A 13,128-nucleotide genomic window follows, 5' to 3' on the forward strand; every position below is an offset into this window, starting at 1 on the left:
GACTCGGCCAACCTGCACACAACCTGACTACACAGCCACCTGGGGTGTGGGGAAGGTCACTTCGACGCGGCCGTGACCATCCGCGACCGCCCGGACTGCGACTCCTGCGGACGCGGCGAGACGCCTTACCACGGCCAGTCCCAACCCGTGCCCGTCGCCGCTGGTCACGCCGGCTTCGAAGACCCGATCAACCTCCGCCGGATCGAACCCCGGGCCATCGTCGAGGACATCGATCACGACGCCCTGGGGCTGGATGCGCGCCGTGACCCAAACGCGCGAGCTCGCATGGCGCAGGCCGTTCTCCAGCAGGGGTGACAACACAGCCACGACGAGTTCGGCTGCCACGGCGACGTCGACATTGGTCGGGACGGCGAGCTCGATGGAGCGACCGGCGATCGCCTGTCGCGCCGCCGCTCTGAGATCGCAGCGGGTACCGCCGTCGATCCGTGTGCGGGCGGCACTCAGAATCGTCGTGATCGCCTTGGTCAGACGGTCGACCTCGGTCAGAACAGACTCTGGTGCAAGATGGTGATCGGAGAGTTGCGCCAACTGTGCCTCGCCCCGCAGGGCTGTCAAGGGCGTCCGCAACTCGTGGGCGATCTCATCGGTGAGTCGGCGCTCGTCCGCGAGCGCGTTGTCTATGCGGTCAAGCAGGCGATCGAGAGTTCGCCCGAGCTCCCCGAATTCATCGCGAGGAACGCCGAGGTTGAATCGGCGCCCGGGTTCGTGATCGCCCCAGTCGTCGGCGAGAGCGGCCATGTCGTGGACCACCCGCAACGCACGACCCACCACGAGGTGTGCGACGACGCCTGCGAGCAAGATCGTGACGCCACCCAAGATGAGCGACATCGTCAGGCTGCGCTGCTCTGACGTCTCGTACGGCGTCAGATCCACCCTGACGACCGTCACGACGTGGTGGCCTTCGAGCCGGATCGGCTGGGCATACAGCAGGTATCTGCCGGTCGTGGTGGTTTGGGACTGCCCGGAGTCGGCAAGCGCCTCGACGCGGTCAAGGAGGCTGCCCGGCACGATCCCGTCAATGAGGTGCCCGTCGGCGTACACCCACGAGACCGTGTCCAGCGCTTCGTTGCCGCTCTCGATCAGCACGACGTGGCCACGGCGTACGGTTGCGTTCGCCGCCACCGCCTCTGCACGTGTATGCGCCAGAGCGTTCGCGTCGGCGTCGGTCACCTGGCTCAGCAATACGTGCGAAACCACCACCAGCACTGCGGCCACCGTTGTTGCGATCAGAACCGCAAGCGCGACGACTCTCCCGCGGAAGCCCGTCACTCCCATCGATAGCCCACCCCACGGACCGTCGCCAGGCGATCGGCCACGCCCAGCCCACCGAGTTTGGTCCGTAGCCGGCGAACGAAGGAGTCGAGGGTGTTGTCGCTGACCTGCGCGCCATGCGGCCAGCCGGCAGCGACGAGGGCGTGGCGGCGTACAGCGTCGCCCTGTGAGGCGATAAGCCTGCCCAACAGCCGAAACTCGGTCGGTGTCAGGCTCTCGCTTGCCGAACCGTAGATCACGACATGTTTCGCCGGATCGAGAACGATGCCCCTTGGTGGGGGCGTCGCGGTGGTTCTGCGTAGCAGGGCGCGGACCCTCACCAGCAACTCCGGGATGTCGAACGGCTTCGTCATGTAGTCGTCGGCTCCCGCCTCGAAGCCGCCCACCTTGTGATGCATGCCGTCCAGAGCGGTGAGCATCAGCACCGGGGCATCAACGCCACGTGCCCGCAGCGCCAAGCAGACATCGCGACCGTCAGCGTCCGGGAGTCCTAGATCCAGCACGACCAGGTCAGGGACCGGATCAAGGTTCCGCAGCAGGCTGTCCGCAGTGGAAGCTACTCCGACCCTGTGGCCGTCGTGCTCGAGTGCGCGCTTGAGTACGTCACGGACCGCCGCGTCATCCTCGCACACCACGATAAAAGCCACACGCTGACCCTAGGTACTCCAGCGAGAGTTCTCCATTCTCCCTGGTCAGTGTCCTGCTAGTGCGTGAGATCCGTAACGGCTTCAGCGCCCCAGGAACGTCCGGCCGGACACCCCCTAGCGGAACCCCTAGCGGCCCCCTAGCAGGGCCGGTGATCGAGCGGGCGCCCTCGTAGACATAGTCCATGAGCAGGCTGACCGCCCCGAACACCACCACGAACCGACACGGCGACAGGCGCCAGACAGGTCCGTCCGGCGGTGCGGACACAGTGCGGGCGGCCTTCACATGTCCTCCCCGGACGTGTCACGCGCCTGGTACGGCCAACTTGGATTACGTCCCCGTCACCATCGCTGCCCAACAGGGAGCGCACCTTCGCCCCGCGTCGCCAAGGGCTCGGTCGGGCGGGTGCGGAACTGGCTTCGGGAGCACCAGGCACGCCCTTCGCGGTCAACGTAACAGTGCCGGATGGTGCCCGGCAGGCACACCAGCCCCGGCACCCGGGCAGTGGACTCGCCCGTCACCTTGGGCGGAGGCGTGGGACGAGGATCGTTTCCGGCCCTGCGAGTACGTCTCGGACGTGACATGGTCGGTCTGCGCCGCCGTCTCGCTCAGGTGGCCGGGGCATCCGGCCGTTTCTGTCGGCTGCCGCCGAACAACCGCTGGAAGGGACGCGGCTACCGATTGGAACCGGTGGCGTCCGGTCCCGTCCGTCAGTTCGCCTCACCGCTGGGCGTGTCACGGCGCGAGGTGGCCAGATACCCGACGAAGCATACGATGGCGACCGTCCAGGCGAGGGTGACCGGCCCCAGCCCCAGCCCGAGCCCGCCACGGGTGTGCCCGAGCGCCATCCAGTCGGCGAGGGAGGCGCCGAGGGGACGGGTGATGACGTAGGCCGTCCAGAATGCGGCTACGGCGTTCAAGGTGGCGAAGCGGTGGGCGAGCGCGGGCACGCAGATCGCGGCGGCGAAGAGGACGACCGAGCCGAGGTAGCCGAAGCCGACGGTGGCGGTCAGGTCGCCGGCTGCGGTGCCGAGGGCGAAGGTGGCGAGCACCGCCGCCCAGTAGAAGGTCTCGCGACGGCGGGTCCGGATGCCGTGGATGGACAGCGTCCGCTCCGCGGCGTACCAGAGGGCGAACACGGCGGCCAGGGCCGTGAGGAAGAGCGGTGTGGACACCGTGTAAGGGATGCCGAGGCCGACGTGCAGGACGTCGGCCGCCATCGTGCCGAACACGCTGACCATGACGACGGCGGTCCAGTACACCCAGGCGACGTACTGGCGGACAGCGAACTGCACCGTCAAAGAAGCCGCCAGGGCCAGACCACCGAGCGCGACCGCTGGCACCGGGCCGAGCACCCGGGCCAGCAGGTCCGACGCGGTCTCGCCCATCCCGGTGGTGAGCACCTTGATGATCCAGAAGTAGAGGGTCGCCTCCGGCACCTTGTTCGTCATCTGCCGTATGGGGGCCAGGGGCCGGTCGTCGAGGAGGTGCTCTGTAGTCATGATCGCACGATGACATGGTGAACTCTTGGGCCCTGGACGCGTTTGCCATTGCTTTGAGGCTTCTGGAGCAGGAATTTCAAAACCGCACGGACCACCTGAACGCCTCGGCAAAACCCCTGGTCCAGATGGTTGCGCTGGTGATATGCGTGGGCATTCCCCCGGGGCACACTCACCGCCGAGCGCACTCGGAGTCGCGTAGTACCGCGGTACCACGTGCGCGGGCCGTTTCAGCCTCCGGTACCACCGAGTCGGGACCATCGGGGACTTAGCGTTGCGGGTGAGGCGTCGGATCCGACGGACGCCGAGCCCGAGAGAAAGAGCGCCCATGATCGACGCGCAGCAGCTGACCAAGAGGTACGGGGAAAAGACGGCCGTTGACGGCCTGGACTTCGTTGTGAAGCCGGGCACGGTGACCGGCTTCCTGGGGCCCAACGGAGCGGGCAAGTCCACGACGATGCGTATGGTCGTCGGGCTGGACGCCCCTACCAGCGGCTCCGTCACGGTGAACGGTCACCGCTACACCCGGCACCGGGCACCGTTGCAGGAGGTCGGCGCCCTTCTGGAGGCGAAGTCGATTCACCCGGGCCGCTCGGCCTACAACCACCTCAGGGCATTGGCGCTGACGCACGGCATCCCGCGCCGCCGAGTCGACGAGGTCATCGAACTCGCCGGGCTCGGCAGCGTGGCGAAGAAGCGGGCCGGTGCCTTCTCCCTCGGTATGGGCCAGCGACTCGGCATCGCTGCGGCGATGCTGGGCGACCCGCAGACGGTCATGCTGGACGAACCTGTCAACGGGCTGGACCCCGAAGGCGTGCTCTGGATACGCAACCTGCTGACGTCGCTCGCCGAGGAGGGACGCACGGTGTTCGTCTCCTCGCACCTGATGAGCGAGGTGGCACTGGTGGCGGACCATCTCATCATCGTGGGGCGCGGCCGGTTGCTGGCCGACACAACTGTGCGGGACCTGGTCCATGAGGCGGGGGGCGACACCGTGCAGGTGGCCACGCAGGACCCGGCCCGGCTGCGGGACGTCCTGGCCGGACCGGGCGTCGACATCACCGGACGCATCGGTTCCGAGGAACTACAGGTGACCGGGCTGACCGCACGCGAGATCGGTCTGAAGGCCGCCGAGCACGGGATCGCGCTGTTCGAACTGAGCACGCGCCAGGTGTCGCTGGAGCAGGCGTTCATGGATCTGACCAGGGATGCCGTGGAGTACCACGGCTCCACAACCGGCACCGAGACCGTCGAGCCCCTTGAGAGGACCGCATGACCACCCTCACCGCCACCGCCACCTCCACCGACACGCCTCCCGCCGCCCCCTCCCGCCCCGCCTACCGGGTGACCGGGCGGCGCGTGCTGGCCTCGGAATGGGCCAAGCTCTGGTCCCTGCGGTCAACCTGGATCACCCTAGGACTGGGACTGCTGTTCCTGATCGCGTTCGGGCTGATCGCCTCGAGCCGGTACAAGTCCGGGATCGGCTCCGGCCACATGGACCGGGACTTCGCCCGTTCGACCGCCGTGAGCCTGTCGCTCTTCGGAACGAACTTTGCCCAACTGGCGTTGGGCGTCCTCGGCGTGCTGGTCACCGCAGGCGAGTACTCGACCGGCATGATCCGCTCCACCCTGGCCGCGGTGCCGCGCCGGCTCCCGGTCCTGTGGTCTAAAGCAGCCGTGTTCGGCCTGGTCGCGCTGGCCATCGGAACGCTCGGCGTGTTCGTCGCCTTCCTCTTCGGCAGCCGCATCGTCTCCGGCACACCCGCCGCCATGGACTTCTCGCATGCCGGCGTCATACGCAGCCTGCTCGGCGCCGGTCTCTACCTCGGCCTGGTCGGCGTGATCGGTACCGCCCTGGGCGCCCTGCTGCGCTCGGTGGCCGGCGGCATCTCCGTACTCGTCGCCACGCTGATGCTGATTCCCGGCCTGGTCTCTCTGCTGCCCAGCTCCTGGCGCGACGACATCAGCCCCTATCTGCCCAGCAACGCAGGCGAGTCGATCTTCGCCCTGACCCGCGATGCCACCAGCCTGTCGCCCGGGGTCGGCCTGCTGGTCTTCCTCGGCTGGACGGCACTCGCCCTCGCCGGGGCAGCATTCCGGCTGCTGCGCAGCGACGTGTGACGCCCTGCACCATGAACACGTGACCCCCGTGACCCCCCTGACCCCCGAGGCCGCCGTGCCCACCGAAGACATCGGTGGGATGGGACCGCTGGTCGCCCGGCTCTCCCGGGCCAGCCAGCGGTTGCGGCAGGCCGACCGGGCACATCCGTGGGTGCTGGACACCGCTGTGCTGGTGTTGGTCTTCCTGATGTTCTGCCTGCCGGACCTGCTGCACGCAGGTGGCGGCGACGGCGATGGGCCCCGCCGGTTCCGGCTCGCCTTCACCCGGCTGCCGGTGGCGGGAATGCTCGCGCTGCAGGCCGGGCTCGTACTGCCCCTGCTGTGGCGCCGACGCGGCCCCGCGGTCGCTTTCGGCGCCGTGGCCGCCGTGTTCGTCCTGCAGTGGTCGCTGGGTGCCGCGCTGCGCGCGGACGTCGCCCTGTTCATCGCCTTGTACAGTCTGGCCCTGCACGGGCGGCTGCGGCAGTTGCCCTACGCCTGCGGGGTCATGGCGGCTGCGTTGGTGCTGGTCGCCGTGCGGGCATCGGCGGCGGTGTCCGTCGGGGACGCGCTGTTCTTCCTGCTGAGCACGGCGACCGCAGCCCTCGCCCTCGGTCTTGTGGTCCGGATCCGCAGGGCCCAGCTCGCGGGGCTGCGGGAACGGGCGGCCCGCCTGGAAATCGAACGAGATCAGCGCAGCCGGCTCGCCGCCGCGGCCGAGCGCGCCCGGGTGGCCCGCGAGATGCACGACATCGTCGGCCACAACCTGTCCGTCATCATCACCCTCGCCGACGCCGGGGCCTACGCCACCGCCGTCGCTCCGGAACGGGGCAGGGAAACTCTCCACCTCATCGGCGACACGGGCCGGCAGGCCCTCCGCGAACTGAGACGTGTGCTGGGCGTCCTGCGGGAGGCGTCGGACGGCCCGCAGAACGGCCCGGAACTCAGCCCGCAGCCCGGCCTCACGGACATCGACGAACTGTGCGAGGGGGTTCGAGCCGCCGGCCTGGAGGTCGTCTACCGAACCGCCGGTGACGTTGACGCCCTGGACAACGGGGTCCAGCTGACGGTTTACCGCATCGTTCAGGAAGCCCTGACGAACACACTGAAACACGCCGGAGCCGACGCACGTGTGAACCTGGCCATCGTCGTGAAGGACATGCGGCTGACCATCACGGTCCAGGACACCCGCCCGGCCGGTGCCCGCCGCCAACCTGATCCAGCGAACGATGAAGGACACGGTCTGGTGGGCATGCGAGAACGGGCGGCTCTCTACGGCGGGAGCCTCAGCGCAGGCCCTTCCGGTGGAGGATGGACGGTCGAGGCCGTCCTCGACCTCACCCCCCAAGGCGGTGCCCAGTGACCACCGTGCTCATCGTGGACGACCAGCCGCTGCAACGTTACGGCTACAGCCTGCTCCTGGACTCGGTTCCCGAGACGGAGGTCGTCGGCGAGGCCGCTCACGGCGGCGAAGCGGTCCGCAAGGCAGCCGAACTCCGCCCCGACGTCGTCCTCATGGACGTCCGCATGCCCGGCATGGACGGCATCGAGGCCACCCGCCGCATCACCGCCACGGGCGACCGCTCCCGCGTCCTGGTGCTGACCACCTTCGACCTCGACGAATACGTCCACGCGGCCCTGCGCGCCGGAGCCAGCGGCTTCCTTCTCAAGGACGTCCGCCCCGAGGAACTCCTCGCCGGTATCCGCGCCGTCGCCGTCGGCGACGCCGTCATTGCACCCGCCCTTACCCGGCGCCTCCTGCACGAGTTCGCCCACCTCGTACCACCGCGCCCCGGCGGCCCCGCCGAAGGCACACGACTGAGCTCCCTCACCGACCGCGAACGCGAGATCCTCATCGCCATCGGCAAAGGCTGGAACAACGGCGAGATCGCCACTCACTTCGTCCTGTCCGAGTCTACGGTGAAAACCCACGTCGGCCGAGTCCTGGCCAAAATCGGCGCCCGTGACCGCGTCCAAGCCGTCATCTTCGCCTACGACCACGGCTTGGCCCGCCCCCATGCCGAGTGAGCCGAGGAAGACGCTCCGACGTAGCGGCAGAAGCAGGGCCATGCCCACCCCTGATCACCCGCGGATCGAACTTCCGCCAGCGTGTGAGCCCCGCTCAGCGCCTCTCAGCTGCGTGATCCATACGGTGCAGTGGCGTTCGGCGTCCTGGGGAGCGCACGAATATTTGACTGGGCGGACAGAGCCTCCCGGAGCCGTTCGATCTCCAGATGCTGAGCGGAGATTCGGGACACGGCGCGGTGTTCGAACTCCTTGAGGGTCTCCAGTTCGGCATCGCGTTGATTCAGCCGTGTTCTGAGGGCGGCGTTGGCTTCCTTGAGCCGCTGGATCTGCGTGGCCCGGGGGTTGGGGACTGTCCCGCAGGGCAGCCAGGCGCCGCTCGAACTCCTCCGCAAGGTGCTGGTAGGGACCTGGCCGGGTAGTGGCGTCCCGGTTCTTCTTCGGATAGAAGCTGGTCCGGGTGACGCCGGATTCGAGGGCCAGGGTCTTGAGATCGCACTTGCCTCCTGGCGGGAGTTCCTCGCGCAGCATCCGGTCCATGGCCGCTCGAACGGCGTCCTCGTTGCGCGCGCGGTCGCTGTCGCTGATCCGCCCCATCAGATGCCGCCCTTCCTGGCCGCGCCTGCGGCGGCTTGGTCGATCTCGGCGAGAACCCGCTCGGCTCGGGCCAGAGGGGGGCGGGGCCTGGCGAGGCTTCCGAGTGGGTGGTGTCTCGCCTGGTGTCGGCTTCTCCGCAGCGGTGTGGGCGTCCACCTGCTGCTGGCGGGTGGCTTGTTCCGCGGCACTGACGTGGTCGGTCGGGGCCTGGGCGAGTGGTTCCCGGGAGCGGTGCAGGAACGCCTGTCTGAGCAGCCGACCCGCCGCACGAAGGCGCTCCCCGGTGCGAAATACTCTCCCGATGAGTTCACACACTTCCCCGATCAGCCAGCCGATCACGATTCGGAGGGCAGTCGCGCATGATGCCAAACGGCTCACGCGGCTCGTGCGTGGCTCAGGCGCCTACGAGGGTAGGTACGCATCCGCAGTGGCGGGCTACCGGGTCGGTCCTGATTACATCGAAGCCCACCGCGCCTTCGTAGCCGTCGGCGCCGACGAGCATGGAGGCCGGGTTCTCGGGTTCTACTCGCTCGTCCTCGCTCCGCCGGAGCTCGACCTGCTGTTCGTCGCCGACGAAGCGCAAGGACGTGGCATTGGACGGCTGCTCGTCGCGCACATGCAGTCCGAGGCTCGTGCCGCTGGGCTCGACCGTGTCAAGGTCGTGTCGCATGTTCCCGCCGAGGACTTCTACCACCGCGTCGGCGCAGTGCGGACCGGTACTGCGCTCGCGAACCCGCCCGCCGTGCCGTGGGACCGTCCCGAATTCGAGTTTCGCATTCCTTCGGAATGACGCCGTGCGCCGGTTCGCAGGGCTACCGGCTTCGCCAGCAGGGCGCGCTCCGTGTGTGCCGTCGTCTCTGCCCTGGCGGGGGATCGTCTGCGCCGGCGGCCTCTTCCCCGCATCAGGAGCGAGGCGAGGGTGCTGCTGAGCGCCTTTCGAAGGCGTCTTACGGACAGCCGCGTACGTCGTCGCCCCCGTGGCGTCAGGGTTGCTTGTGAGACCGCTCTTCCTGAACGTGGCACTCCGAGTGGATCAATATCTGTGCTTGCGAAGTGAGGCTTTGGCGGACCGCTTAGTGGGAGTTTGTGTCGCACTGAGTGGAGCGGAATTGTGTACTGTGTACGGGTCGTTCCAGTGTGCTACTGTCGATCTTGGTTGCAGTCGTGGTTCTCGAAACTTTGAGTGCCCCACTTCCGTGAGCTGCTGGAAGGCCAGAAGGTAACCTTCGACGTTGCGCAGGGCCAGAAGGGCCCGACGGCCGAGCACATCGTTCCGGCCTGACGCTGACGCACATTTTGCAGCTGGGGCCCGCATCCTTCGGGGTGCGGGCCCCAGTTGCACACATCCCCGCAGCAGTTTCAACTGCGGGATGACTCGGAGGAATCCGCAGTCTCACCTCGCGCGGCTCCTCCTTCCGTGATGCAGGAGTGTCCTGAAGAGCTGCGCCGCAGCCGACGCCCGGACCTTACGTCCCCATCGCGTCACCCATTTCAGCACCCGTACCCCCGAGTATTTCCGCCGGCCCAAATCTGTTTTTTGCCACCGGTCCATACTTGTAATTCTCCATGCCGCTCATTTCTGCGGGGATTCCTTGATATGCGCCACATCGAGGAAGGTTCCGCATGAACCGCACACGCACGAACGATCGCTTCGACCGCTCCCGTCACGGCAGAGCCGCCGCCGGAAAGGGCGGCAGTCGCACGGGCTCGCAGGCACCGCACCGTTCCGGCGGCCCTGCCCGTTCCGGCGGTTGCGGCCGCCGGCCAGCCACAGTGCAAGGTGAGTTCGCGCTGCCCAGGACGATCACGCCCGCGCTGCCTCCTGTTGAGGGCTTCGCCGAACTCGACATGCCCGAGCACCTGCTGACCGAACTCGGCAAGCAGAGTGTGACCGCACCGTTCCCGATCCAGGGAGCGACGCTGCCGAACTCCCTGGCGGGCCGTGACGTACTGAGCCGCGGGCGCACCGGTTCCGGCAAGACCCTCGTCTTCGGCCTCGCCCTGCTCGCCCGTACCGCTGGACAGCGTGCTGAACCCCGCCAGCCGCTGGGCCTGATCCTCGTACCGACGCGTGAGCTGGCACAGCAGGTGACCGACGCGCTCAGACCGTACGCCCGTTCCCTCAGGCTGCGGCTGGCCACGGTGCTGGGCGGGATGTCGATCGGCCGGCAGGCCGGCGCACTGCGCGGCGAGGCCGAGGTCGTTGTCGCGACGCCCGGGCGGCTCAAGGACCTCATCGACCGTGGCGACTGCAGGCTGAACCACGTGGCCATCACGGACGACGGTCAGGGACTCTGACCGCTCGAGCCCATCAGCGCCGGCGGGCATCGCACGCACCGTCTCGGTGTGCGACGTGATCCTTTCCTATGGTGACGCGATGTGTGGGCGTGTAACGTCTGTGTCAGCTGTCGTGGTTCGGAATTCCCTCTTGCCCACGCCTCTGGTGGGGGCGTTTTGCTGTGCTGTGCCGCAGGGACCAGGGCGATCACCTCCGTCTGCCACATGGAGTGGGAGACGTTCATCGACTGGAAGGCATAAGACATGGCAACGGGAACTGTGAAGTGGTTCAACGCGGAGAAGGGCTTCGGCTTCATCGCCCAGGACGGCGGCGGCCCGGATGTCTTCGCGCACTACTCCGCGATCAACTCCACCGGCTTTCGTGAGCTCCAGGAGGGCCAGGCCGTGACGTTCGACGTCACCCAGGGCCAGAAGGGCCCGCAGGCCGAGAACATCAACCCGGCCTGACCTCGGAGACCTGCCCGAGGGATCGCGCACGCCGCGTCCGGTGGCCGCCGCCCGTGCGGGCCCTGCCGCCCACGTGGACGAAGGCGCCTGATCTCGTGTTGGGCCGGCACAAGATCAGGGGCCGCGCAGCAATGGCTGCGCGGCCCCTGATCTGTGGAAGCCCGGGCCGGTGCACTTCGACCCGAAACTTCCTGACCTCAGTCGCTGCAAGCGTCGCCGGGCACGTGAGCCGCAGGAACTGCGGGTTTTCGCGCCTCCTGTCCTTGGGACGTGTTCCCGATGACTCATCATGTGGAGTGCGTTGCCACCCCGGCCTGCTGGGGTGGCCGCTGACTCCGTGCCCGCCTTGATGCCGGCGGGGCCAGGGCCGGAACCGGGATCGTGCTGCCGTGCTGTGGTTCAGGCGTCGATGATGATGGGGATGATGAGGGGCTTGCGGCGGTGGGTGCGGAACGCCCAGTTCGCCACGGCGCGGGCGAGGAGTTGTTCGAGTTGGCGCGCGTCCCCGACGCCTTCCTCGGCGGCGGTGGCCAGGGTCTTCTCGATGACGGGGATGACCGGCTCGAAGGTGGTGTCGTCGTGGACGAAGCCCCGGGCCAGAAAGTCGGGGGCTTCGGCGAGGGCGCCGGTGTCCGCGTCGACGATCGCCACCACCGTGACCACGCCTTCGGCTGCGAGGGTGAGGCGGTCCTTGAGGGATGCTTCGGTGGCGCCGCCGACTTCCATGCCGTCCACGTAGACGTTGCCGGCGGGGACCTTGCCGGTGATGGACGCGCGCCCGTCGACCAGGTCGACGACGACGCCGTCCTCGGCGATGACGACCCGTTCGGGGTCGACACCGGTACGGATGGCGAGGTCGGCGTTGGCCCGCAGGTGGCGCCATTCGCCGTGCACGGGCATGACGTTGCGGGGCTTGACGATGTTGTAGCAGTAGACGAGTTCGCCGGCGCTGGCGTGCCCGGAGACGTGCACCTTGGCGTTGCCCTTGTGGACCACGTGGGCGCCCCACCGGGTGAGTCCGTTGATCACCCGGTAGATGGCGTTCTCGTTGCCGGGGATGAGGGAGCTGGCGAGCAGGACGGTGTCGTCCTTGCCGATGCGGATCAGGTGGTCGCGGTTGGCCATCCGTGACAGCGCGGCCATCGGTTCGCCCTGGGAGCCGGTGCACACCAGAGTGATCTTGTGGTCCGGAAGCTTCTCCAGCTCCTTCGTGCTCATGACCAGACCGGAGGGGACCTTCAGATAGCCAAGCTCACGGGCGATGCCCATGTTGCGGACCATCGACCGGCCGACGAAGGCGACCTTGCGGCCGTGCTGGTGGGCGGCGTCCAGGACCTGCTGGATGCGGTGCACGTGGCTGGCGAAGCTGGAGACGATGACCCGGCGCGGCGCGGTGCGCATCACCTGCTCGATGGCCGGGTTCAACTCCCGCTCGGAGGTGGTGAAGCCGGGTACTTCGGCGTTGGTGGAGTCGGTGAGGAACAGGTCCACGCCCTCCTCGCCGAGGCGGGCGAAGGCGCGCAGATCGGTGATGCGGTCGTCGAGAGGGAACTGGTCCATCTTGAAGTCGCCGGTGTGCAGCACCATCCCGGCCCGGGTGCGGATCGCGACCGCGAGGCTGTCGGGGATGGAGTGGTTGACCGCGACGAACTCGCAGTCGAAGGGCCCGAAGCCACGCCGGTCGCCCTCCCGCACCCGCACTGTGCGCGGCCGGATGCCGTGTTCCTTGAGCTTGGCCTCCAGGAACGCCAGCGTCAGCTTGGAGCCGACGACCGGGATGTCGGACCGCTCGCGCAGCAGGTAGGGCACGCCGCCGATGTGGTCCTCGTGGCCGTGGGTGAGGACCACGGCCACGATGTCGTCCAGCCGGTCCCGGATCGAGGTGAAGTCCGGCAGGATCACGTCCACGCCGGGCTGGGTCTCCTCGGGGAACAGCACGCCGCAGTCGACGATGAGCAGCTTGTCCGCGTGCTCGAAGACGGTCATGTTGCGGCCGATCTCACCCAGGCCGCCCAGGGCGACGACCCGCAGCCCTCCTTCGGGAAGGGGAGGGGCGGCTTTCAGTTCGGGGTGCGGATGACTCATGCCCTGACGGTACCCGGAGAGCGGGGCAGAATGATCCATTGCCTGTGTGATCCAGCGGGCGCTCGATACGACACGCCGCCGGAGACATACTGGCGCTCAGGTCGACATCCGTCTCATCTGCCCGCTGCCCGGGCCCCAA

Annotated in this window: 10 protein-coding genes and 2 pseudogenes; 8 read left to right on the forward strand and 4 right to left on the reverse strand. The window is 68.1% G+C overall.

Translation table 11 applies throughout. The features are described 5' to 3' along the window. Positions 1-27: 27 nt before the first annotated feature. From ACSHXN_RS41965 to ACSHXN_RS41975, 3 genes are all read right to left on the reverse strand, one after another. The gene (locus ACSHXN_RS41965) at positions 28-1,296 is read right to left on the reverse strand and encodes a sensor histidine kinase (RefSeq protein ID WP_355140083.1); all 1,269 of its coding nucleotides are present in this window, start codon (positions 1,294-1,296) and stop codon (positions 28-30) included. Continuing rightward, a complete protein-coding gene (locus ACSHXN_RS41970; RefSeq protein ID WP_355140085.1) occupies positions 1,287-1,940 on the reverse strand; it encodes a response regulator transcription factor in 654 nt (217 codons plus the stop codon). The genes ACSHXN_RS41965 and ACSHXN_RS41970 overlap by 10 nt, the downstream gene beginning before the upstream one ends. Positions 1,941-2,648: 708 nt before the next feature. Beyond that, positions 2,649-3,440, reverse strand: coding sequence for a COG4705 family protein (locus ACSHXN_RS41975; RefSeq protein ID WP_356294266.1), 792 nt, complete (start codon positions 3,438-3,440; stop codon positions 2,649-2,651). 325 nt (positions 3,441-3,765) lie between these two features. Between ACSHXN_RS41975 and ACSHXN_RS41980 the strand changes: the two genes are divergently transcribed. The 8 genes and pseudogenes from ACSHXN_RS41980 (at position 3,766) to ACSHXN_RS42015 (ending at position 10,904) form a co-directional block, all read left to right on the forward strand. Beyond that, positions 3,766-4,713: an ABC transporter ATP-binding protein gene (locus ACSHXN_RS41980; RefSeq protein WP_355140089.1), complete on the forward strand. Its 948-nt coding sequence runs from the start codon at positions 3,766-3,768 to the stop codon at positions 4,711-4,713. After that, the gene (locus tag ACSHXN_RS41985) at positions 4,710-5,558 is read left to right on the forward strand and encodes an ABC transporter permease (RefSeq protein WP_356294269.1); all 849 of its coding nucleotides are present in this window, start codon (positions 4,710-4,712) and stop codon (positions 5,556-5,558) included. Before ACSHXN_RS41980 ends, ACSHXN_RS41985 begins: the two co-directional genes overlap by 4 nt. Before the next feature lie 79 nt (positions 5,559-5,637). Next, a complete protein-coding gene (locus ACSHXN_RS41990) occupies positions 5,638-6,900 on the forward strand; it encodes a sensor histidine kinase (protein WP_356294301.1) in 1,263 nt (420 codons plus the stop codon). Then, positions 6,897-7,565: a response regulator transcription factor gene (locus tag ACSHXN_RS41995; RefSeq protein ID WP_356294271.1), complete on the forward strand. Its 669-nt coding sequence runs from the start codon at positions 6,897-6,899 to the stop codon at positions 7,563-7,565. The genes ACSHXN_RS41990 and ACSHXN_RS41995 overlap by 4 nt, the downstream gene beginning before the upstream one ends. An 895-nt stretch (positions 7,566-8,460) precedes the next feature. Then, a complete protein-coding gene (locus ACSHXN_RS42000) occupies positions 8,461-8,949 on the forward strand; it encodes a GNAT family N-acetyltransferase (protein ID WP_438306279.1) in 489 nt (162 codons plus the stop codon). 402 nt (positions 8,950-9,351) lie between these two features. Then, positions 9,352-9,441, forward strand: a pseudogene (locus ACSHXN_RS42005) (cold-shock protein); the annotation flags it as partial. Between the two features lie 341 nt (positions 9,442-9,782). Further along, a pseudogene (locus tag ACSHXN_RS42010) lies at positions 9,783-10,436 on the forward strand (DEAD/DEAH box helicase); the annotation flags it as partial. A 264-nt stretch (positions 10,437-10,700) separates the two neighbouring features. Continuing rightward, positions 10,701-10,904, forward strand: a complete 204-nt coding sequence (locus tag ACSHXN_RS42015; protein WP_123545149.1) for a cold-shock protein — start codon at positions 10,701-10,703, stop codon at positions 10,902-10,904. 399 nt (positions 10,905-11,303) lie between these two features. Here the strand turns inward: ACSHXN_RS42015 and ACSHXN_RS42020 are convergent, their stop codons facing one another. Further along, entirely contained in the window at positions 11,304-12,989 is a 1,686-nt protein-coding gene (locus ACSHXN_RS42020; protein ID WP_438306280.1) for a ribonuclease J, read from the reverse strand. Positions 12,990-13,128: the final 139 nt, after the last annotated feature.

This window comes from Streptomyces sp. HUAS TT11 (assembly GCF_051553595.1).
Classification (GTDB): Bacteria; Actinomycetota; Actinomycetes; order Streptomycetales; family Streptomycetaceae; genus Streptomyces.